This is a genomic window from Methanothermococcus okinawensis IH1, assembly GCF_000179575.2.
In the GTDB taxonomy this organism is placed as follows: Archaea; AGJL01; Methanococci; order Methanococcales; family Methanococcaceae; genus Methanofervidicoccus; species Methanofervidicoccus okinawensis.
Map to the genome: position 1 here is coordinate 1,177,045 of NC_015636.1, position 24,139 is coordinate 1,201,183.

Below are 24,139 nucleotides of genomic sequence, written 5' to 3' on the forward strand. Positions count from 1 at the left end.
TATAATAAAAATAGGTGAGCTCATGGCAATAAATCCTTCGAAAATAAGAACCTGCCCAACATTAAATGATATTTTATTAGTCGAGAATACTTTAAAGGAATATTCAATAATTGCAATTGACGAACTATCTAAAAAAACAAACATAAATATTTCTATATTAAAAGAAATTCTTGATTATTTGGAGAATTCCAATAAAATCATAATATCAAAAAAAGGCATTTCTTGGATATACAACAATAATGAGAAACTACAAAAGATAATTAATGAAGGGTTTGAATTATGAAAAAAATTAGGGTAATTTTATCCCCTGATGCATTTGATGTTTATAATTATTTAAAAAATAATTTGAATTATAAACAAAATAATTCTTTATTTAATGCTATAAACGATAAAGTTAAAATTCTCAAAAGTAATGTTCATTATGGAGATGCAATAAGTAAAAGACTAATTCCAAAAGAATATATTAATAATTACGGAATTTCTAATTTATTTAGAGTAGAATTGCCGCAGTTTTGGAGAATGCTTTATACTATTACCAATTATGGGATAAATATTATCGTGGTTATTTTGGATATTTTAGACCATAAAAAATATAATAAAAAATTTGGATATAAAACTAAATAGTATATCTCTATTGCACTTATTATTGGTAAATATTATTACTTTTTTAATGGGTTAAATAAACGAAAGATTTTTAAATATTTATTTATCTATTATATATCCTTAAAAATTATTTTTTAAAAAACCATTATTATCATTATCATGTTAATTTTTATAGTAATATCATATTAAAAAATAATAAAGAAAAACTAAAAAAAGGCGTGATTTTATGGAAATAAACCATGATTATAAAGTGCAGTTATTTGAAGAAAAAGGATTCATGAGGAAAAAATGTAAAGAATGCGGACAGTATTTTTGGACATTAGACCCAGAGAGAGAAACCTGTGGGGATAGTCCCTGTGATAAATATTCATTCATCGGAGCCCCGATTACCAATAAAAAATATACATATAATGAAATGGTGAAGGAGTTTTTAAAATTCTTTGAAGAAAATGGACATACTCCAATAAAAAGGCATCCCGTAACTGCGAGAAGATGGAGAAATGATATTCTTTTAACAATTGCATCTATTGCCGTATTTCAGCCGTGGGTAACAAAAGGAATCGTAGAACCTGTTGCAAATCCACTTGTAATAGCTCAGCCATGTATTAGATTAAACGACATAGACAATGTTGGAAGGACAGGAAGGCATTTAACATGCTTTACAATGGGAGGTCACCACGCATTCAATAAAGTAAATGATTTTAAATATTGGACAGACAGAACCGTAGAATTATGCTTTAATTTCATGAAAAAACTCGGTATTGATGAGAAATCCATAACCTTTATAGAGAGTTGGTGGGAAGGTGGAGGAAATGCTGGACCATGTTATGAGGTAATCACTCATGGTGTAGAGCTCGCCACTCTGGTATTTATGCAGTATGAGAAAATTGGAAATGAATATAAAGAAATGCCCTTAAAAGTCGTTGATACAGGATATGGTATTGAAAGGTTTGTATGGGCATCTCAGGGGACTCCTACGGTATATGACGCTATATTTGGAAATATCGTTAAAAAATTGAAGGAAAATGCAGGTATAGATTATATTGAAAATATCGACGAAAGAATACTTGCAGAGAGTGCCACACTTGCGGGACTTATGGATATAGAAAATGTTGGAGATTTGAGAATTTTACGACAAAAGGTTGCTGAAAAACTTAAAATGAATGTGGATGAACTTGATAAATTACTCACGCCCCTTGAAAATATATATGCCATAGCAGACCATACAAGATGCCTTGCATTTATGTTTGGAGATGGTATCGTTCCATCAAATGTAAAAGATGGATATTTAGCAAGGTTGCTTGTAAGAAAAACATTAAGGTATATGAAAAATGTTGGTATTACAATGCCATTGAAGGAGATAATAAATTTACAGCTCGAAGAGTTAAAGGAGCTCTATCCAGAATTGCTTGAAATGAGAGATTATATGATGGATGTAGTCGATGAGGAGGAGAGAAAATATCTTCAAACAATAAACAAAGGAAGAGGTATTGTAGAAAGGCTTGTTAAATCCAAAAATGAGATAACCCTTGATGATTTAATAGAATTGTATGATAGTAAAGGTCTTCCACCAGAGGTAGTAAAGGATATTGTAAGTGAAATAAACAGTAAAAGTAATACTCAAAACAAAAAAAGCGGAAACATAAAATTAAATATCCCAGACAATTTTTATACAATAGTTGCAGAAAGGCATGAGCAGAAAAAAACAGAAGAATCCGATGAATTAAATTCTCAGAAAAAAGCACTTCCAGAGCTGAATGAAGATATCGAAAAAACCGAATTATTATTCTACAAAAATCCAAAACAGAAAGAATTTGAAGGAAAAATCTTAAAAATAATTGATAATTATATTATTCTCGATAAAACAATATTTTATCCAGAAGGCGGTGGTCAGAAATACGATATTGGGACTATCAACGGCAAAAAAGTTATTGAGGTTCAGAAAAAAGATGATATTGTATATCATAAATTATCCGATGTAAATGGTTTAAATGAAGGAGATGTCGTAAAAGGCGTAATAGATTGGAATCATAGAATTAATCTAATGAGAAACCACACTGCAACACACATAATAAATGCCGCAGCTCAGAGGGTTTTGGGAAAACATATTTGGCAGACTGGTTCTAATGTTGAACCTAATAAGGCAAGGTTGGATATTACACACTATAAAAGAATAAGTAGGGATGAGATAAAAGAAATAGAAAGAATTGCAAATGAAATTGTTTTAAATAATATTCCCGTAAAAAGCACATTTATGAGCAGAAATGAAGCAGAGCAAAAATATGGATTTAGAATATATCAAGGTGGGGTAGTTCCAGGAAATGTTTTAAGAATAATAAATATAGAAGGCATAGATGTTGAGGCCTGCGGTGGAACACACTGCGAAAATACGGGAGAAGTTGGCTATATAAAGATATTAAAAACCGAAAGAATCCAAGATGGAGTTGAAAGGCTTGAATACACAAGCGGAATAAATTCAGTTATGGAAGTAAGTGCAATGGAGGATATATTAATCAACTCTTCGGAAATATTGGGCGTTCCTATTGAAAATCTTCCAAAAACTGTTAAAAGGTTCTTTGAAGAATGGAAAGAGCAGAAAAAAATAATTGAAGAACTTCAAAAGAAAATTGGAGAATATAAAAAATATGAGCTCGCAAATAAATTTGAAAAAGTTGGAAATTATGATATATTAGTTGAGCAGGTTGAAGGAAATCCAAAGGAATTGATGTCAATTGCAGATAATCTGATAAAAGAAGGTTCTATTGTTGTTCTTCTAAATAATAACGGTTATATTTTATGTAAAAAAGGCGAAGGTGTAGATATTAGCATGGGTGAGTTATTGAGAAAAATAGCAAAAGGTGGAGGAAAAGATAACTTAGCACAGGGTAAATGTTTAGATGACCTTAAAACACTTAAAAATAAAGTATTTGAAGAATTAAAATAAATTAGGAATAAATAATTAAATAAAAAATATTATACTTTTTTTATATTTTTATATTTTTATAGGGTATAAATATATAGTTGTTAAAAAATATCTTAAATATATATAAATACATAAGTATATAATGATATAAAGATAATAATATATTATATATAGCATTGGTGGTAAGTTGGAAATAAAAAGGAGATATTGTTTAAAAAAGAAGGAATTAAAAAGAATAAGAGAAGAATTAAATAATATATTTGGAATTGAAGTAATTCCAAAAAATGCCAATGGTGAGCTCGCCATAACAGACAATTACGAGATGATATTACTAAACAATGAACCAATAGCATTTAAATTAAATGATAAAATTTATCCAACATTAAAAACCTTATTAACTCATGAGTTGAATAAAGGTAAGGTTGTAGTTGATATGGGGGCTGTGAGATTTCTAGCAAAAGGTGCCGATGTAATGGCTCCTGGAATAGTCGATGCCGATGAAAATATTAAAAAGGGAGATGTGGTTTTTGTGGTGGATGAAACACATGGCAGACCTTTATGTGTTGGAGAAGCTTTAATGGATGGAAAAGAAATGAAAGAATCAAATAAAGGCAGGGCTATTAAAACTATTCATTACATTGGGGATGACATATGGAAATTTTAAGAATATCAATAAATATTAATAATTGCAAATATCTAATTATAAATATTAATAATAATTATAACTAAAAAATTACAGGCATATTATGAAAATATTAAAGATAAAAGATATTTTAATAAAAACCCATTCAAAAGTTTATGAACCTGCTGAGGATAGCGAGCTCCTATTGGATAATTTAGTGAATGTGAAAAATAAAACAGTCTTGGATGTTGGAACAGGGACAGGGATACAGGCAATAAATGCCATAAAAAAAGGTGCTAAAATAGTAATTGGTGTGGATGTAAATCCTTATTCAATAGAAATAGCAAAGGAAAATGCATTATTGAATAAATTGGAATTAAACAGAAATATTTTCTTTTTTAAAAGTGATTTATTTAAAAATATGGACGAGATAATGGATAAACTTAATATCAAAAAATTCGATGTAATACTATTTAATGCCCCTTATCTTCCAACCTCAGAGGAGGAGAAACTTGAAAAATATTTAAATTATGCATTTGATGGGGGCATTGATGGAAGACAAGTTCTTGATAGGTTTATCCATAAAGTTAGCCATTATTTAGAAGAAAATGGTATAATTCAAATAGTTCAGTCATCATTAACAGGGGAAGAAAAAACATTAACATTATTAAAAAAACATGGATTTGAGGCTAAAAAAACCGCATCAATGAAATTCCCTTATGAGGAATTACAGATAATTACAGCTAAGAGAGGATAGTATGCATATTAAGGATGTTAAAAGCAAAGATATTATAAAATTTATAGAAACATTTGCACCACCTGAGCTCGCAATTGAAGGGGATAATATAGGACTTCAAGTTGGAGGTAATCTAAACAGAGATATTGAAAAAATCGGTATAGCATTAGACCCTTCATTAAGTGTTGTAAAAAAGGCAAAAAATAAAGGAGTCGATTTTTTATTTACTCACCATCCTATTTTGAAAGACCCCATTAGGACATTTACTGGGGTTATGTATGAGAAATTAAAGATATTGATGGAAAATGAAATCATACTATACTCTGCCCATACAAATTTGGATATATGTAAAAATGGGTTAAATGATGCACTTGCAGACTTATATCACTTAAAAGATGTTAAATATCTATACGATAATGGGTTAGGTAGGTTAGGTATATTTAATGGAACATTTGAGGATATTTTAAATATTACAAAAGAATATATTACAAAAAATCCCACTGTTGTAAATGCAGAAATTGTAAATAATAAAAATAATAACAGTAAAAACAACAATAAAAAAGATTTAAAGGTTGCTATTCTCTCAGGTTATGGATTATCTCAAAAATCGATTAATTATGTATCAAAATTTGCAGATGTTTATATATCTGGGGATTTAACCCACCACTCAAAGATACTTGCGGAGGAGCTCGGTTTATGTGTGATAGATGGAGGACATTATGGAACAGAAGTTTATGGCTTAAAATTATTTAAAAAATATATTGAGGATTATTTAAATGTTGAATTGATTTCGTTGGATTTTTAATAATATTCTTGCTTTTCTTTTTTATGTTTTTATTTTTTTTCTTATTTTTCTTTTTTATTTTTATTCTTTCTTTTTTATAATTAAAAAATAAATAAAAACATTTTTATATTTTATATATCATAATTTATAATAATAATTATAATCATTTGTAATGGGTGTTTTTATGGATTTAACTATTGTCCAAAAAGAGATACTTCAAGAATTGATAGCCATATACAGAGAAAAGAATAGGCCAGTTAAAGGAACAGAAATAGCAATTAGATTAAATAGAAACCCGGGGACTATTAGAAATCAGATGCAGGCTTTAAGAGCATTAAATTTAGTAGATGGGGTGCCTGGACCAAAAGGGGGATATGTTCCAACAAGTAGTGCATATAGGGCCGTAGGATTAATATCAGGTGAAGAAGAAATAAGTGTGCCTATTTATAAAGGGGATGAAAGGGTTGAAGGAGTCTATGTTGAAAAAATAGTTTTTGATACCGTTGCACATGAAAAATCCTGTTCTTCGATGATATATATAAAAGGAGATACAAAAATATTCAATGAAGGGGATATTGTAAAAATAGGGCCCACATACCACAATAAAATAATAATCTTTGGTAAGGTATCTGGAAGGGATGACATAGACCATATATTGCTAATAGATGTTATAGGTGTTACAAGTATTCCAAATATAACTGTTAAAAGCATAGCAATTAAAGAAGATTTAATATGGCTAAGTCCAGATACAAACATAAAAGATGCTGCTAAAATATTTTATGATAACAATATAAACGGAGCTCCGATAATATCCAACGGCAACTTGGTGGGCATATTAACACTTCACGACCTTGCCTATGCCCTTTCAAACAGTTTAGAAAATGAATCCGTAGAAAAGATTATGGCTAAAAATCCTTTAACGATAACGCCCGATAAAAAAGTGTATGATGCCCTTATTCTAATGGAAAAACAAGGTGTTGGTAGATTGATAGTTGTAGATAAAGATAGTAAGGTAATAGGCATTATTACAAGAACAGATGTGTTAAAACTCATTGAAGGAGCATTATTTCCAAAGATATTAAAAGAATTAATTGACAAAAAAGAACTGTAAATTATTTTTTATTATTTTTATTACTTAATACATAACATATTCTTTTTAAAAAGTATAAAATAATTATATGCATTTAAAAATAGCAGGGATTTTAAAAAAATAAATAAATTAAAGTCTTACATAATTTTTCTTTAATTTTTCTTTCCAAATCATATCGATATCAATGCTACCTCCTTGAAATTCCCCAATATCAATATCTCCATAGGTATCTTCGATATCCCCTTCAATCTCCATATATATTCTTTTTAAATCCTCTATATTATTTTCATCAGTTTTCCAAAATCCCCTTTGATATGCCTCTAACAATCTTCTTCCAATTTCTTCAAGGGCGTAGGGGTTATTTTTTCTAAAAAATTCTCTGTTTTCTTCGTTTTTCACATATGTATTATATATTTCATCAAAAATCCAGTTATCAACTTCTTTTGTTGTAGCACTCCAACCAAATACCCTTCCAACCCTTTTTGATATATCTCCTGCCCCCTTATAGCCGTGTCTTTTCATGCCTTCAATCCACTTTGGATTTAATAGTTTTGAAAGTGAGACCCTTTCAATCTCTTCATTTAAAGTCCTCATTTCCACATTATTTGGATTTCTTGTATCCCCATAGTATGCTTTAACATCCTTTTTTGAAATAACCCTTGCAGCATTTGTCAATCCGCCATGAGTCCCAAAATAACAACAGCACCCAAATAAATCGTATTCATCACTTACAGTTTTATTAAATGTTAAATCCACACTTTTTAATATATTTTCAAATGATTTTTTTGCCTTATCTCCATAAACACCTTTTCCATAGGCATAGGAATTCCAAAACATAAATGCATCTTTTAAATCCTCTTCATTTTCCCATGCACTTGAATATATGGCATATTTAACACCATTTCCATAAGTTCCTGGTTTTGAACAGAATATTCTGTATGTTGCCTCCCTAAATGATAACCCATTATTTAATCCTTCCATTACATGCTTTTTAACAAAATTCATCTCATCAGGTTCATCAAGCTTTGCAACCTTTGAAACTGCCTCATCAACAATTTCCATGCAATTTGGGAAATTATCCCTTAAAATCCCGCTTACCCTCAATGTTATATCAATTCTTGGTCTTTTTAATTCTTCCAATGGGATTATTTCTACACCAACAACCTTTCCATGTTTCCATTTTGGTTTTGTCCCTAATAAATGTAGTATTTGTGCCATTCCCTCTCCATCAGCCCACATAATATCTGAACACATCCAATACATAGCCACATTTTCTGGATATCGTTTTTCTTCCTCTAAATATTTATTAATAAGTTTCTCAGCAAGTAATACCCCAACTCTATAACTTGCCTTGGTTGGAACTTTGTATGGGTCTAATGAATAAAAATTCCGTCCAGTTGGTAAAATATCGTCTCTTCCTCTTGTGATTAATCCAGATAGTCCAGGTTCAATGTATTTTGCATCAAATCCATTTAACAAACTTTCTATTTCTTTTGAATCATTTAATCTTTTATTTAAATCAATTATCCTTTCTTTTAAATGTCCATCATTTATATCTTCACCATTCAATACTTTTTTTATACTCTCTCGAAGTGAATAATCCTTTAAATTTTTATCTTTATAATCAAATTCCAATATTGCATTTATAAATTCAATTCTTTTATCTCCCTGCGGGAGCTCACCAAATATATGCATACCATCGTTACATTTAGATGTTTTTATCATTTCCAATGTATTCCGTATTTCTGGAAATATTTTATTAAAATTATCATGGATGGATTTATCTCTATCCTTTTCAATATTTTCAATTATTTTCTTAATTTTTAATAAATTGGTTTTTTTAACCTCTTCAACAATTAAATGCTCTAATTGATGTCTTCTTGATATATCCATCTCTTTTAAATATTCTTCTACATAGTTATTTAGCGTTTCAAGTTCATCATAAAATGCATCAACCATGACTGTTTGCATGTGGTCAATTAATGTAGCATAACTTCTTCTCTTTGCAATAGTCCCCTCAGGCGGATTATCGGAATTATAGATATATAGATGGGGGATATCACCTATACATATATCGGGATAACATTTACTCGATAATCCCACATTTTTTCCAGGTAAAAACTCCAAACTTCCATGCGTTCCTACATGGACAATTACATCGCCAATTTTGTTAAAGTAATGATATGATGCTAAAAATTGATGAGTTGGAGGACATTCAGGGTCATGAAGTATCTTACAGACCTTTCCATCACACCTTGCACCAGCACAGCCTCTTTTTGGTTGAACACAGATATAGACATTACCAAATTTCAATCCAGTTATTACAATGTAATTCTTCCCATCTTTTTTAAATATCATTCCTGGTGGAACTCCATCGTCTTTTCCATTTAAATCTCCCCATGTATCCAATACCTTATTTTTAACACTTTCAGGAAGGGTATTAAAATAATCCATATATTCTTTTTCATCCATTAAATACAGAGCTCCGCCTTTGGATATTATTTCATTTACAGTAGTCCATCTAAATGCCGATATCGCCTTTTTATTTAGAATCATCTTTGCAAGGTTATTTCCATCTTCTGGAATATTTTCAATATAATATCCTTCTTTTTTCATTCTTTTCATGATATTTACTACACTTTGAAATGTATCCAAATGTGCGGCACTTCCAACCGTAGCCTCAACAGAAGCACATGCATTATTATGTAAAATAAATATTACTTTTCTATCATTTTTAGCTTTATTTTTCAAATCAATCCATCTTTTTATTCTGCTAATCACTTTATCAATTCTATCTTCAATAGACTTTTTTTTCTCTAAACTCTCATTTTTTTCCGTAGTTCCAATGATTATTGGTTCAATAACTCCTTCAAATTCAGGTAATGCAACATTCCATCCAATTTCAGATGATAATCCTTGAATATCCTCTTTCCATTCATTGTAAGATTTATAATAACTCGTTATAGGATGAAATATTGGAACATTTAATTTTTTTAATATTTCGGAGCTCGTAATTTTCTTCAATGAATGGTTATGGTTATCTTTAACGGTGCCCAATGGAAATGATAATAAATTAATTAATGCATCGATTATAGGTGTGCCATTCTTAAAGAAATATGTTAAAACACTCTCTCCACTTCCTAAGGCACCTAAATCTTCATCCTTTGCACCATAGGTAAATACTGGAATAACATTAAAATATACACCTAATTTATTTATTAGTTTATCTATAACCTCCATATCTTCATTTACAAGGTAATGTCTAGAAAATAAAACACCAATGGTATTTTTCTTATCAAACTCACTATTTTTTAAGAAATCCTCTAATTTTTCATAAAGTATTCCTTTATTGGATAATTTATTTTTTGAATATATGCCCTGAAATGGAAGTTTTATTGGTTCATTGTAATTTATTTCCACAAAATTACTGTTATTATTACTATTACTATTATTATTACTATTATTACTATTTTCATTAATATTATTACTACTACCAAAATCGCTATTTGCCAATAGATATAATATTAAATTTTTGAAGTTATCAATGCCACCATAGGTCGTGTATAAATAAGCCTTTGAGGATAATTTGGAGTTCCAATATGTAGGGTCTTGCCCAGTAATTACTAAATTTTTAAAATCTGAGTTTATATTATTATTATCCTTTATACTATCATAAAATTCATCGGACGAAGTCCTATACATGAAAACAATATCGGATTTTTTTGCATCTTTTAAAAATTCCTCTAATTTATCGGATATATCTCGTGTGGAGTAAATATTTAAATTAAGGTCAATATTATGGTTATATTTAAGTTCCTTTTTTAAGGATTTGTATGCTTCATTCATTATTGAACAGTATGATGCCCACATTACCACAGTTATTGTTATATCCTGTGTTATATATTTGGTAATACTTTTTTTGTCTATTATCATATTAACACCATAATATATTAATATAATTATTATAGCAATATTAAAAAATTATAGTTAATCTTATATATAAGTTACTATTATTGTAATGATTAATAATGATGAATTGAAAATTATAAAAATAACCTAATAATATATATAATTAAAAATATTTATAATAAAATTAAATTTATTTTAATAGATTTAATAATTTTAATAATTAATAATAAATTTAACATTAAAAGAGGTAATCTTATGGTCGTATTTCCATTTACAGCAATAGTAGGACAGGAAAAAATGAAAAAAGCACTAATATTAAATGCAATTAATCCAAAAATAGGCGGTGTATTGATTAGAGGTGAAAAGGGAACAGCGAAATCCACAACAGTAAGGGCGTTGGCGGAGCTCCTGCCTGAAATTGAGGTTGTGGAAAATTGTCCCTTTAACTGCAATCCAAATGGTGATATGTGCGATATATGTAAAGAAAACAAAACAAAAGGAACATTAAAAACCATTAAAAGAAAGATGAAGGTTGTGGATTTACCAATAGGAAGCACAGAGGATAGAGTAATAGGAACACTCGATATAGAAAGAGCCATAAAAGAAGGCGTAAAAGCACTTGAACCCGGTATATTGGCAGAAGCAAACCGAAATATACTGTATATCGATGAGGTAAATTTATTGGATGACCATATTGTAGATATTCTTTTAGATGCAGCAGCCATGGGATGGAATACTATTGAAAGGGAAGGTATAAAAGTTAAACATCCATCTAATTTTATATTGGTTGGAACGATGAATCCAGAAGAAGGTGAGCTCCGACCACAGATATTGGATAGATTTGGTTTAATGGTTGATGTGGAAGGATTGAATGATGTTAAACAGAGAGTGGAAGTTATAAAGAGAGTTGAGAAGTTTAATACAAATCCAGACGAAATATTTAAAGAGTATGAAGAAGAACAGATTAAACTAAGGGAAAAAATAGAAAATGCGAGAAAAATATTGGATAGTGTAAAAATTAGCGATGATTTATTGGAATTAATCTCAAAGATTTGTATAGAATTAAACATCCCCACAAATAGAGCAGATATAACTGTGGCAAGAACTGCAAAAACCATAGCTTCCTTTAATGGAAGGGATTATGTCAATACCGATGATATCAAGGAAGCATGCGAATTGGCACTGCCCCATAGGATGAGAAGAAAACCATTTGAACCACCACAATTAAACAATGAAAAAATAGAGGAAATGATAAACGATTTTGAAAAAAATAATGAAAATAATAAAAACGATGAAAATGACAAAAAAAATAATAATAATCAAAATGAGAATGAGGAAGAGAATAAAAATGGACAAGAGGATAATCTAAAAAAAAACTAAATGAAAACGATAAAGAACGAAAAGAACAGGACGAAAAAACAGATGTGCATGACGATAATAAAGATAAAGAAGATAAAAAGGACAATCCCAATGAAAACGATAATAACCAAAATACCAATAATAATAGCAATAACGATAATAATAGTAACAATAATAACGATAAAGATAATGATAGTAATAATAAAAATAATAAAGACAGCAACGCTCAGGAACAGATGTTTAATGCCAAAGGAGGTATAAACCCAAATATAATAAAAATACAACTAAAAGATAATATAAGTAGGTATTCAAGCGGAAGGCATGTTAAAAGTATAAGTAAAAAAGGTAGATACATAAAATACAGGATTCCAAATGGAAAAACGACCGATATAGCATTTGATGCCACACTAAGGGCAAGTGCATTGTATCAAAAGGATAGAAAAGAAAAATCCGATAATAAAAATGTGGCATTGTATCTTAAAAAGGAAGATTTAAGGGAAAAAATAAGGGAAAGAAAAATTTCAACAAATATACTTTTTAGTGTGGATGCAAGCGGTTCTATGGGGGCTATGAAAAGAATGGAAGCTGCAAAAGGGGCTGTGGTATCCTTATTAATGGATGCATATCAAAAGAGAAATAAGGTATCTATGATTACATTTAGAAAAGATAGTGCGGAGCTCCTATTACCATTCACATCATCTGTCGAGCTCGCAGAGAAATGTTTAAGTGAAACCCCAACAGGCGGTAAAACTCCTCTTTCAAAGGCATTTTTAAAATCTTATGAAGTGATTAAAAACAACATGAGAAAAAATCCAAATATCATTCCAATAGTTGTATTTATAAGTGATTTTAAGCCAAATGTAGCCATGGAAAAAGATTATATAAAAGAAGTATATGATATCTGTGAAAAATTTGCAGAAGATGAAATAAATGTAATACTAATAGATACTGAACCAAAATCATTTATAAAAATAGGTATTGGAGAAAATATTGCTAAAAAATATGGATTTAAATATTATAAAATTGATGATTTATCCTCCGAAAATATATTAAATGCCCTTAATTAAATAATTAATCATAAAATTTTTTTAACATTTATATCGTATTTATCCTTATTTTTAACGATACCTATAATATCTATATCTCCACATTTTTCTATTGTTTTAAAGGTTTTTTCATAGTAAGGAATATCACCTAAATCAGTTATACAATTTATAATTACTCCTTTAACAGATATATTTTTGTTTCTCAGATGCTCGATTGTTAAAAGTGTATGATTTATGGTTCCTAAGTTAGGTCTTGAAACTATAATCGTAGGGAGCTCTAAGAATTTTATTAAATCGGACATCAAAAAGTTGTCTTTTATTGGAACACAAACTCCCCCAGCCCCTTCTACAATTAAAAAGTTGTATTTGTTTTTTAAAATATTGAAGGAATTTTTTATTCTGTTTTTTATTTCTTCCAAAGAAATATTGTAATTTTCAACTTCAAAGGCAATATTTGGGCATAGTGGATTTTTTAAGTTTATTGGATTTATTAAGTCTAAATCGTCCTTTAAATTCAGTGTATTTTTTAAGGTTATTGTGTCCTCTCTCCCCCCTGATTCTATTGGTTTAAGGTATCCAACATTGATACCTTTTTCTTTTAAAATATTTCCTAAAATGGATGAAACATAAGTTTTGCCAACTCCTGTGTCGGTTCCTGTAATAAATATCATGTTATCACTTTAATTGCTATTTTATAAAATAAAATAAAAATTAATATTATAATTTACAAAAATAAAATCAATTAATCTTAACTTTTAATATATACATATTTTTATATACGGTTTATATCGGAGCTCCGAAGTGATAATAAAAACTTATAGTATGAGCTCAGACATGATTATTTATAAATTGAATGTATATAGTTAAAAATTAAAGTAGTGTTTCTACCATTTCAAACAATGTTTTAAATTTATAATCGTTACTATATGTCTCATTTTCTTCTTCGATTATTTTAAAGAATTCATCAGATATCAAATATTTACAAACTGACAGTGTGATTACGGTATTCCTCTCTTTATTAGTTCTTTACTACACGATTTAACCACTTCATAAAATGATAAACCATATTTATGGCTTAAATATTCTATGCAATTTGAAACTATTGCTAAAAATCTAATAAACCCTATATTACTATTTTTAGATGTTAAATAGTTCCCTTCAATTTTTAAAACTGATTTATCCCTTTGATGCTTTTCTTCTATCATAGGTCTCTTGATATATTCCCCTATTATATTTTCTGCCTTCTTTTTATGGTCTATACATACCAAATACTTGGGTTCCTCCTGGTTTCGAAGCGAATCTGAAAGATTCGCTGACTTACAAAAACCCCTTGGGTTTTTGTTAAGTTTCATTAGCACTGCAACGATTTTAACCCTACCTACATTAGGGATATTAACCACTTTATGATATAGTTTAACTTCTGTTTCGTTAATTGTCCTTAATTTAAACTTATTTTCTTCCAAATCCTTCTTAAATAGTTTTTCTATTTGGACTTTCTTACCAAAATACTCAACTATGATGTTTTTCTTAATTTTCCCAATGTAACATAGACCCAATTTCTTAGACTCCTTCATAACATCCTTTGTAGTTATAAAAGCGTCTCCTATTACCGTCCTGATATCGGTGTTGGATAAGAACCCAAGAATATCTATAAATATATTTGTAGATTTTTGTTTAAAGGTTTTGTTGTAGTATAAATTGAGTATATCCCTTTTTATTATGATAAATACAGCAATTTATTTGTTCTTGATAGAGTTTTTTATGTTCTTCGATGTAATTATATCTAATACCACATCCATAAACCTTTTCACTCCATCTCCTTATGAATGTTGAATCAATTATTGCAGTGAATTTAAACCTTTTATCATTCAAGATATCGGGAAGGCTTGCTAATTGGTTATATACGCAAATCTCATTTTTTGATAGTTTTTGAATGTTTTTGATGATGGTAGTTCTGTGGATTTTTGAAATACTCTCTGAAAATGCTTTAATGGTCTTTATTGGGGTTAGCACTCTAACCTGTGCAAACCTGGATAACTCATCTGAACAGTTAAATCCTAAACTATTTATAGAATTAGTGAGTACATTATTAAGTGTTTCTAACCTGTTATCACTAAACTTTTTTATTTGAGTATATTGCTTTTAACTATTTTTATTTTTTGATGTTAAGGTTGATATCGTTAAATCACACTATCAGTTAATATAAATTTTTTTAATAATTTAATAATTTTCGTAATTTTTTATATAATTTTTTAACTATTAATATTAATATAATTACATATACTAATATACTCACATATAACGATATAATTTAATGATATAATATATAAATATATTTTTTAATAATAACCCTAATCCAAAATTTAAAAAAAAGAAATAAAATTATTTTTGTTGTTTATTTTTATGATATATAGGAGTCCATTTTAACTTTCTTGCAACTCTTTTGAGTTTGAAATTTTTTTCACATTTTGATGAGCAGAAAAATATAACGGAACCGTCTTTTTTTACATATTTTTTTCCAGTTCCTGGCTCAATTTTTCCGCCACAAAAATTACATGTTTTCCATTCCATGTTATTCACCTTATCTTCTTCTACCTAATGGTTTTGCTTCTCTTTCTGTTTCTCTAAGCATTATAATATCCCCAACTTTAACAGGACCTTTAACATTTCTTGTTAAAATCCTTCCAGTATCTTTTCCACCGAGGATTTTACATCTTACTTGGAATATTTCTCCTGTTACGCCGGTTCTTCCGCTTACTTGGAGAACTTCTGCGGCTGTTGCCTCCTTATAGACCATGTCATCAGACATTTAATCACCTATCCGTATAATTTTATATTTATTTATGCTTTTAATGCGTTTAATTTTTCTACCAATTCTTTTAATGCGTTTGAATCTCCCTCAGCTATAACAGCTACGGCTGATGTTGGAACTTCTAAGCCAATGGCTTTTCCCAAATCTTCTTTTGTAGCTACATATGAGTAAGGAATACCTTTTTCTTCGCAAATTACAGGTATATGAGCAACGATTTCTTCTGGTTGGACATCTTTTGCCAAAACTACTAATTTAGCAGTTCCTCTTTCTACTGCTTTTGTTACTTCATTTGCTCCTTTTTTAACTTTTTCTGATTTTGAAATTACATTTACTGTTTTTTCTTCTATTTCTTGTGGAACTTCAAATTTTACATATATAGCCATAGTATGACCTCCTTCATTTTTAAAAATCGTTTTTTATCCGGATTATGCCCACTCATATCATCATGGTATTAAAAAGAGTGGCTAGTGCCTATATCCTTCAAAGTTATATATATAGATTATGGTCTAGCATATTTTGAGATTTAACTATGTATTTAAATATTTAATCTAATTTTTAATATAATTAAGTTTCATATTGCTACAAATAGAAATTTATATATATTACCTCATTTACAGTTAAATTATATTCTATTAATAAATAATGTATTATGTAATTAAATATAATTAATAACAGATGTTAAAATAGCAATATTGGCAGTATGGCTAAAATAAAAACTAAAAATAAAAAAATAAAAAGATATATCGAAATATCACCAGCTGATAACCATGGACATAAATAATTATCCGTTTCTAAAAAAATTGAAGAATAATGAAATAAAAGAGCAAATAAAAAAGGTCGTTGATTTTCATGGTTGTTTAAGTCCTGGGGCATTAATAGGGGTTTATATGTTTAATATGGCTAAAAGCATTCTAAATATTGGTAATGGAGAACGGATATATGCAACATGTGAAACTTACAACTGCCTACCTGATGCATTCCAAGTTCTTGGAAGATGCACAATAGGAAACAAAAGATTAAAAATAAAAGATACAGGAAAAATGGCGGTTATAGTAAATAAAATGGGAAAAGAAGGAGAAACCATTAAAGGCGTTAGGATTATTCTTGACGATAAAAAAACTGTTAATTATCCAGCACTTCATGCCTGGTATATGAATACAAAAAAGATTCCTCATGATAATGTAATATTGGATATTGTTAATGCTGGGGAATCAGTATATTCCTATGAATTTTTAGCTGTTGAAGTGCCATATAAACCCAAAAAAAGAATAGAATTATGCAATATTTGTCAAGAACCATTTATTTCATACAATGGAGAAAAGATATGCCCCAGTTGTAAGTAAGAATGATAATAATATTAAATTAAAAATAAATAATAAAAATTAACTATTTGGTGATAGAATGGATACAATTACGCTTGTTCCAAGGAATAACATTGGTATGCCCATTGAGGCTGATGTAATTTCTCCCGATGTCTTTGCAAATAAAACCCTCGATGAAATAAAATCGTTACTCGTTTGGCAGGGAAATACGAGAGCTCCGTTATCAGAATTTTTTGACATAATAGGAGCTCCTTCAAAAGAACCCGCTATTGTAATTAACGGTGATGTGAGTAGGGTAAAATACATCGGTTCAAATATGAGCTCTGGAAAAATAACAATAAACGGCAATGTAGGTATGCAGTTAGGCTATGAGATGAGAGGTGGAGAGATTACAGTAAATGGCAATGCCGATAGGTTTGTAGGAAGTGAAATGAAAGGAGGTAAAATCCACATAAAAGGGAATGCAGAAGATTATATCGGATGTGCATACAGAGGGGATTGGAGGGGGATGAGAGGAGGCACTATAATTATTGAAGGAGATGCGGGAAATAACATTGGAGGCGGAGCTCTTAAAGGAGAAATAATTATAAAAGGAAATGTGGGTCAATTCTGCGGTATTAACCTAAGAGGTGGAAAAATCTTTGTTGGTGGAAATGCTGAAAGAAATGTCGGTGCTGAAATGGTTAAAGGAGAGGTTATAATTTGTGGAACTATTGATAAATTTCATCCAGGTTTTGAATTAACCGATGAGATAGATGGAACGGAGCTCGGGATGGATGGAACATTCCTTAAATTTATAGGAGACAATTCCAGAAAAAAACCAAAAGGGGTATTGTATGTTTTAAAAGAACATAATAAGCATCTTATAGAATCTAAATCAAAATCTAATAACTGTATTAATGATAATATTAGCAATAATAGTAATATTAACAATGATATTAATGAAATGAGAAAAAATAAAATTGAAGCAATATTTAACTCAGGAAGCACCATCGTGCAAGGAGCTATTATTAAAGGAGGTAATAAATTCACAGAAGAATATGTTAATGAATGTGCAGTTTGTTATTTACATCCAAATGATTACGACATATTGGGGCAACCGCAAAAGGTCAGAGTATCAAGAAATGGATATTATGTAGTTTTAAGAGCATTTCCCAATAATAATCTCCAAAGAGGCAATATTTTTGTTCCAAGGAGTATTTGGGCAAATGTTATCGTAGAGGCCTATACTGAAGGCACAGGTTCTCCAAATTATAAAGGAGGCAGGGTAGTTGTAGAGCCTGCTTCTGATGATGATACTATATTGAGTGCAGAGGATATAATAAAATCATATTAAAAAGTATTAAAAAATATTATTAAAAAATATTAAAAAATCCACAGGTGAAATAATGAAAAAAGTATATAAAAATATTGTATGTCCAGTCTGTGGAGGCTCCTGTGATGATATTGAAGTGGAAATCGACTCCGAAAAAGAAGAGATAGTAGTTAAAAATGCCTGTAAGATGGGTGCAGCAAAATTTAAAGAGATATATAGCCCCCACAGAATCAGAAATCCTATGATAAAAAAAGATGGAAAATTTGAAAATGTAAGCTGGAATAAAGCTTTGGATAAGGCATCTGAAATACTTGCAAATGCAAAAAGACCCCTATTTTTTATGGGAAGTGAAACATCAACAGAGGCTATGAGAGTTGGATTGCAGATGGCAGAATATCTAAGGGGCGTTGCTGATTCCAATTCTACCATATGACACGGACCTACGGTAATGGGTATTCAAGAATCAGGACATCCAGGAGCTACCGCTGGAGAGATAAAAAATAGAGCAGACTTAGTAGTGTATTGGGGAACTAATCCAATGGACTCAATGCCAAGACACATGTCAAGATATGCAGTATATACAAGAGGATTTTTTAGAGAAAGAGGTAAAAATGATAGATTTGTAATTACAATAGACCCAAGAAGAACAGCCACGGCAAAGGCATCTGATTGGTATATTCCTATAAAACCTAACTCCGATTATGAGGCATTTGCAGCATTACTAACAATATTAAGAGGAAAAGAACCACATCCATCCATAGAGGAAATTACTGGAATATCTATTGAGGCATTAAAAGAATTGGCACATAAAATGAGCACCTGTCAGTTTGGAGCTCTGTATGGTGGATTGGGATTGGCTTCATCAAAGGGAAAACATAGAAATATTGAAATGATTATGAAATTAATAGCCGAGCTCAATAAATATACAAAATTCACCATAGGGGCAATTAGGGGACATTGCAATGTATCAGGATTTAACCAGATTGCTTCTTGGATGTATGGATATCCATTTGGAATAGATTTTCTTAGAGGATATCCAAGATATAATCCAGGGGAAACTACAACAGTTGATTTATTACTAAACAAAGAAGTGGATGCTTTATTTGTAGTAGGTGCTGATTTAGGAGCTCACCTACCAAAAGAGTGTGTGGAGTATATGAAAGATATTCCTGTGGTATGTATCGATATAGCACCATGCCCAACAACAGCATTAGCCGATGTGGTATTGCCCGGTGTAATTGATGCTATGGAATGCGGTGGGACATTTTATAGATTTGATAATGTGCCTATTAACTATAAACCATTTACAAAATCACCATTTTCATTCACGGAAAGTAATTATGATACATTAAAACAGTTATTTGAAAAAATAAAAGAGAAAGTAAATAATAATCCAGAAAGGACAGCAAGTGATGTGAGAATAGAGGTTTAAATATATATTTTTTTATTTTTTATAATTTTTATTTTAATTTTATAATTTTTATATATTTTTCTAGCTTTTATATACCCCTATGCAAATGGTACTAGAAAAATATAAAAAAGTATTACTATTAATATCAGTGGAAATTTATTATCTTTTATTTATTTGTTTTATTTATGTTTATTATAATAAAATATACCTTAAATATTTACTATTTTTAAAATAAAAGTTAAATATCAATTTTTAAAATTTTGGAATATATAAATGTTAATAATATTTTAATCAATGTTATTAATAAATTTAATTTTTCTTTCTTAGTCTTACGAGCTCAGCGAGTAAGTCGTATGAATTCACGAAGTGAATTCTGAGATTAAAACAAGATGGAAATAAATATAAAAAAAGGAATTAATCAATTTAAGTTAAATGTTTATAAAACTAAATACATAGTTAAAAGACTATCTTTATAATTTTTTATTTAATTTTATTTTTATTTAATCAAAAACCCATACATTAACAATATCACCTTTTTTCTTCAAAATTTCATCTTCTTTTATCTCGATTAATCCATCAGCATAGGCAATTGAAGTAATCAAATTAGAACCTTTAAATGTAGGATATGCCATACCATTTTTTAATTTAACTGGGCGGTAATAAGTCATACCATATTCAGAATGTATATCTTCCGATAGCTGAGCTCCGAAAACTTTCTTTGAAAATGGAATATGTGCCATCCTTTTTAAAAATGGAAGTAAGAACACATAGCTACAAGTTAAACAGGATACCACATTTCCGGGCATGCAGAAAATCGGTTTTTCATTAATTTCTCCAAAAAGCATAGGCATTCCAGGTTTCATTCTGACCTTGTGAAATATTATATTCCCCATATCTGATACTACCCTTGAAAGATAGTCCTTTTTTCCAGCAGATACTCCACCAGAGGTTATAATAATATCGCAAGACTCCAACGCTTTATTTATCTTACGTTTTAAGTCGCTAATGTCATCTTTTGCACATCCAATAAATATCGGTTGGCAGTTTGATTTTTTTACAATGGAAAAAATTGTTTTGGAATTAACTTCATTTATATATTGTAATTCATTTCCTGTGGATATGATGCCGACATTAGGAGTTTTATAAACCTTTACTTTTTTAATGCCCAATGATGCAAGAATTCCTATGTTTCTCTCATTTATTATAGTTCCTTTTATTAGAACCTTGTTATTCTTTTTTATATCTTCCCCTATATTTATTATATTGGATTCTTCAATGTTTCCCATTAAACGAAGCTCATTTCGATATTTTTTAGCATATTCAACAGGTATTACATAATTAGCTCCTTTGGGAATCTTTGCACCCGTGGCAACATAAACGCATTCATTATTTTTGATTTTTAAATCTCGCATGTCTCCTGCAAAGACTTCATCTATTATAGTATATTTCTTTGAATTTAGATTTACAACAGCATAACCATCCTTATCAGATTTATTAAAAAATGGAATATCTACTGTTGAAAAAATGTCTTCTGCTAAAACCTTGCCGTATGAATCGTATATCTCCACATAGGATTTTTTGTTAAATAATTTATTAAATAAATATTTATTCAACATATCTTTTGCATCACATACACCAATCATTATATCAAACCTTTAATTAATTATTAATTTAAATCTTGTTAATTAATCTTTAACTTTTTATAATTTTTAACTTTTTAATAATAGTAATTTTTTATAGTTGATATTAATTAAATTTAGTAATATATAACAATTACAGAGTATATTCATATAATATATATAAATTTCTAAAATAGTTTTTAGAATAATTCTAAATTTAGAGCTCTAATTCATTATGAATCCTAACTACAATAATGCACTATGCTGATATTATAGTAAAATAAGAATTTTTATTCCATACTCCATTTCACATTAAAAAAAGCATAAACCGTATTATATTTATATATAAAATAACAATTATATCTTATATGATTTTATATCATTTTAATTATTGTTGAATTTATGAATATTTAGTATTAATAACTTACTAATAATATCAATTATTATATCTTATGAATTTTATATTATTGAGAGACTGTTTATTCATATCTGAGAGACGGGGAGATATATATGTATTGGAGGGATTATTATGATGGAATTAGGAACAACAAAATATATTATTTATGCCGAGCTCATGGCAAATGGATATGTTGAAAAACACGATATCATTGGAGCAATATTTGGACAGACAGAAGGTCTTCTGAGTAGTGACCTTGATTTAAGGGACCTTCAAAAGAGCGGTAGAATTGGAAGAATAGATGTGGAGTTGGATAATACAAATGGTAAATCCTATGCTAAAATTGTTCTTCCATCGAGTTTGGATAAGGTGGAAACAGCCATATTGGCAGCCACATTGGAAACAATCGATAGGGTGGGACCTTGTTTAGCCACTGTTAAGGTGCTGAATGTCGAGGATATCCGTATTAAAAAGAGACAATATATTACAAATAGGGCAAAGGAGCTCCTAAAAACTCTCGTAGATAGCATGGTTGATACCTACGAAATTACCGAAGAGATAAAAGAATACATAAGAACTGAGGAAATAATTGAATATGGGGAAGATAAACTTCCAGCTGGACCTAATATAGACAATTCAGATGCCATAATTGTAGTAGAGGGCAGGGCTGATGTTATAAATCTATTAAGATGCGGTATAAAAAACGCCATAGCTGTTGAAGGAACATCAATTCCAAAATCTATAATGGAACTTTCAAGGAAAAAAACCACGACAATATTTACCGATGGTGATAGGGGAGGGGAGCTCATATTAAAGGAAGCTCTTCAAACATGTGACATAGATTATATTGCAAGAGCTCCGCATGGAAGAGAAGTTGAGGAGTTATCCAAAAAAGAGATTGTGAAATATTTAAGGTCAAAGATTCCAATTGAACAGTATATCCAATTAAATGCCAACAAGAGCAGTATTACAAATTGCTGTGATACTAATATAAGTAGTAAGAATGGTAAAACTAATGAAGTAATAAAAGAAACTAATCTTTTAAATACCTACGATATATGCAATAAAAAAGCTACATTTAAAGCAGCAGGATCTTTAATTAATGAAGAAAGAACCACTGCTATCGATAATAATAATGACGATAATATCAATAAATATAATAAAATTAATGTAAATAATGATGTCAATAATGAATATAATTATGATAATGAAACTAATTACAATATGAATGATATTGAAGATTCATCCAATGTTTTAAACACATCAAGTGATATATTAGAAAACAAAGAAAACACCACAGAAATCCACAATATTAATAATGATTATTTACAGTTAGATTCATATGCTCCAATGTCTTGTGAGGTATTTAAAACTGATGACTATGAAGCACAGTTAAATTATATTATATCTTCAATAAGAGAGATTTCAGGAACTAACAAAGTAAAAATAATTGGAGAAGGATTTGAAGAAGTTAAATCTATCGAAGAATTGTGCGAATGTGCAGATAATTTAAATATCGATTTTTTTATATCGGATATGCCCATAACTCAAAAGATAGTGGATTTATTTTATAAAAATACTTCAATAATGATAGGTAAAGAAGTAGATATTGCAAAAAAACCTGCAAATTTAAGAATTTTTTCATATAATAATTTTAAACAACATAATTAGTTTATATATTCTTATTTATATTTTTTTATAATTTTTAGTTATTTATTTTTATTTAGTTTTAAATTATTCGATATATCTATTTAAATTTATTTAAAACCTTTTATCATTTAGGTGATTGCATGCATAAGGATGAGCTCATCCAATTACATCAACTTTTGGTATATATGAGAAAGAATTTAACAAAAAAATTTGGGCATTCAATTGACGAATATTTTGAAAATTACGATGCATTGAAAATATATCCCCACCACATACATAGAACAAAATCTGAACATACCTACGCCATATTTTTACTTTCGAGTGGCATTGCAAAGATATTATCAGAATATGGCAATGTGCCAAGAAGTGTATCGAGTAGATTAAAGGATACTGGTGAAAAAATAGAGAAAGAAATTGCTAGAAAAAAGAGACAATGAAATATTAAATTTGAGTATATAATTAATATATTTAAGTAAATAAAAATAAAAACAAGAAATATAATAAAATAATAAAAATATTAAAAGAATATAATTAAAAAATA

General features: G+C 29.2%; 22 protein-coding genes. 14 read left to right on the top strand and 8 right to left on the bottom strand.

Annotated features, from left to right (window positions below; translation table 11 throughout):
* The first annotated feature begins 22 nt into the window (after window positions 1–22).
* The 7 genes from METOK_RS05925 to METOK_RS05955 all read left to right on the top strand — a co-directional run bounded on the left by METOK_RS05925 (window position 23) and on the right by METOK_RS05955 (window position 6,779).
* Window positions 23–283, top strand: a complete 261-nt coding sequence (locus tag METOK_RS05925) for a hypothetical protein (RefSeq protein WP_013867312.1) — start codon at window positions 23–25, stop codon at window positions 281–283.
* On the top strand, window positions 280–624 hold the full coding sequence (locus METOK_RS05930) for a hypothetical protein (protein ID WP_013867313.1): 345 nt from the start codon (window positions 280–282) through the stop codon (window positions 622–624). The genes METOK_RS05925 and METOK_RS05930 overlap by 4 nt, the downstream gene beginning before the upstream one ends.
* A gap of 205 nt (window positions 625–829) precedes the next feature.
* On the top strand, window positions 830–3,547 hold the full coding sequence (gene alaS / locus METOK_RS05935) for an alanine--tRNA ligase (RefSeq protein ID WP_013867314.1): 2,718 nt from the start codon (window positions 830–832) through the stop codon (window positions 3,545–3,547).
* A 166-nt stretch (window positions 3,548–3,713) separates the two neighbouring features.
* Window positions 3,714–4,190 (top strand): RNA-binding protein, encoded by a 477-nt coding sequence (locus METOK_RS05940; RefSeq protein ID WP_013867315.1) that lies wholly within the window; start codon window positions 3,714–3,716, stop codon window positions 4,188–4,190.
* An 82-nt stretch (window positions 4,191–4,272) separates the two neighbouring features.
* The gene (locus tag METOK_RS05945) at window positions 4,273–4,905 is read left to right on the top strand and encodes a HemK2/MTQ2 family protein methyltransferase (RefSeq protein WP_013867316.1); all 633 of its coding nucleotides are present in this window, start codon (window positions 4,273–4,275) and stop codon (window positions 4,903–4,905) included.
* A 1-nt stretch (window position 4,906) separates the two neighbouring features.
* Window positions 4,907–5,689 carry a Nif3-like dinuclear metal center hexameric protein gene (locus METOK_RS05950; RefSeq protein WP_013867317.1) on the top strand — a complete coding sequence of 261 codons (783 nt, stop codon included), beginning with the start codon at window positions 4,907–4,909 and terminating at the stop codon, window positions 5,687–5,689.
* A 163-nt stretch (window positions 5,690–5,852) separates the two neighbouring features.
* Window positions 5,853–6,779: a CBS domain-containing protein gene (locus tag METOK_RS05955; protein WP_048057917.1), complete on the top strand. Its 927-nt coding sequence runs from the start codon at window positions 5,853–5,855 to the stop codon at window positions 6,777–6,779.
* A gap of 108 nt (window positions 6,780–6,887) precedes the next feature.
* On the opposite strand, the gene cobN is transcribed toward METOK_RS05955, so the two are convergent.
* On the bottom strand, window positions 6,888–10,691 hold the full coding sequence (cobN, locus tag METOK_RS05960; RefSeq protein ID WP_013867319.1) for a cobaltochelatase subunit CobN: 3,804 nt from the start codon (window positions 10,689–10,691) through the stop codon (window positions 6,888–6,890).
* A 231-nt stretch (window positions 10,692–10,922) separates the two neighbouring features.
* On the opposite strand from cobN, the gene METOK_RS05965 reads away from it, so the two are divergent.
* Together METOK_RS05965 and METOK_RS05970 are read left to right on the top strand one after the other, a co-directional pair.
* Window positions 10,923–12,047: an ATP-binding protein gene (locus METOK_RS05965; RefSeq protein ID WP_013867320.1), complete on the top strand. Its 1,125-nt coding sequence runs from the start codon at window positions 10,923–10,925 to the stop codon at window positions 12,045–12,047.
* A gap of 44 nt (window positions 12,048–12,091) precedes the next feature.
* On the top strand, window positions 12,092–13,093 hold the full coding sequence (locus METOK_RS05970; RefSeq protein WP_013867321.1) for a vWA domain-containing protein: 1,002 nt from the start codon (window positions 12,092–12,094) through the stop codon (window positions 13,091–13,093).
* 8 nt (window positions 13,094–13,101) lie between these two features.
* On the opposite strand, the gene bioD is transcribed toward METOK_RS05970, so the two are convergent.
* The 6 genes from bioD to rpl7ae form a co-directional block, all read right to left on the bottom strand.
* Entirely contained in the window at window positions 13,102–13,743 is a 642-nt protein-coding gene (gene bioD, locus METOK_RS05975) for a dethiobiotin synthase (RefSeq protein ID WP_013867322.1), read from the bottom strand.
* A 327-nt stretch (window positions 13,744–14,070) separates the two neighbouring features.
* Window positions 14,071–14,646 (bottom strand): hypothetical protein, encoded by a 576-nt coding sequence (locus METOK_RS08740; protein ID WP_013866559.1) that lies wholly within the window; start codon window positions 14,644–14,646, stop codon window positions 14,071–14,073.
* Between the two features lie 100 nt (window positions 14,647–14,746).
* Window positions 14,747–15,085 carry a hypothetical protein gene (locus METOK_RS08480; RefSeq protein WP_232210790.1) on the bottom strand — a complete coding sequence of 113 codons (339 nt, stop codon included), beginning with the start codon at window positions 15,083–15,085 and terminating at the stop codon, window positions 14,747–14,749.
* Window positions 15,086–15,454: 369 nt separating this feature from the next.
* A complete protein-coding gene (locus tag METOK_RS05985) occupies window positions 15,455–15,643 on the bottom strand; it encodes a 50S ribosomal protein L24e (RefSeq protein WP_013867323.1) in 189 nt (62 codons plus the stop codon).
* Window positions 15,644–15,653: 10 nt separating this feature from the next.
* Entirely contained in the window at window positions 15,654–15,881 is a 228-nt protein-coding gene (locus METOK_RS05990; protein WP_013867324.1) for a 30S ribosomal protein S28e, read from the bottom strand.
* A gap of 32 nt (window positions 15,882–15,913) precedes the next feature.
* The gene (rpl7ae, locus tag METOK_RS05995; protein ID WP_013867325.1) at window positions 15,914–16,267 is read right to left on the bottom strand and encodes a 50S ribosomal protein L7Ae; all 354 of its coding nucleotides are present in this window, start codon (window positions 16,265–16,267) and stop codon (window positions 15,914–15,916) included.
* 384 nt (window positions 16,268–16,651) lie between these two features.
* Between rpl7ae and METOK_RS06000 the strand changes: the two genes are divergently transcribed.
* Genes METOK_RS06000 through METOK_RS06010 form a run of 3 tightly spaced genes read left to right on the top strand, consistent with a single transcriptional unit; the run spans window position 16,652 to window position 19,953 of the window.
* On the top strand, window positions 16,652–17,227 hold the full coding sequence (locus tag METOK_RS06000; protein ID WP_013867326.1) for an FmdE family protein: 576 nt from the start codon (window positions 16,652–16,654) through the stop codon (window positions 17,225–17,227).
* A gap of 58 nt (window positions 17,228–17,285) precedes the next feature.
* Entirely contained in the window at window positions 17,286–18,542 is a 1,257-nt protein-coding gene (locus METOK_RS06005; RefSeq protein WP_013867327.1) for a formylmethanofuran dehydrogenase subunit C, read from the top strand.
* A gap of 52 nt (window positions 18,543–18,594) precedes the next feature.
* Window positions 18,595–19,953, top strand: coding sequence for a formylmethanofuran dehydrogenase subunit B (locus tag METOK_RS06010; protein ID WP_013867328.1), 1,359 nt, complete (start codon window positions 18,595–18,597; stop codon window positions 19,951–19,953).
* Between the two features lie 479 nt (window positions 19,954–20,432).
* Here the strand turns inward: METOK_RS06010 and METOK_RS06015 are convergent, their stop codons facing one another.
* Window positions 20,433–21,575 carry a molybdopterin molybdotransferase MoeA gene (locus METOK_RS06015; RefSeq protein ID WP_013867329.1) on the bottom strand — a complete coding sequence of 381 codons (1,143 nt, stop codon included), beginning with the start codon at window positions 21,573–21,575 and terminating at the stop codon, window positions 20,433–20,435.
* Window positions 21,576–22,083: 508 nt separating this feature from the next.
* Here METOK_RS06015 and dnaG point away from each other — a divergent pair.
* Window positions 22,084–23,619, top strand: a complete 1,536-nt coding sequence (gene dnaG, locus METOK_RS06020) for a DNA primase DnaG (protein ID WP_048058073.1) — start codon at window positions 22,084–22,086, stop codon at window positions 23,617–23,619.
* 119 nt (window positions 23,620–23,738) lie between these two features.
* Window positions 23,739–24,035 carry a UPF0058 family protein gene (locus METOK_RS06025; protein ID WP_013867331.1) on the top strand — a complete coding sequence of 99 codons (297 nt, stop codon included), beginning with the start codon at window positions 23,739–23,741 and terminating at the stop codon, window positions 24,033–24,035.
* Window positions 24,036–24,139: the final 104 nt, after the last annotated feature.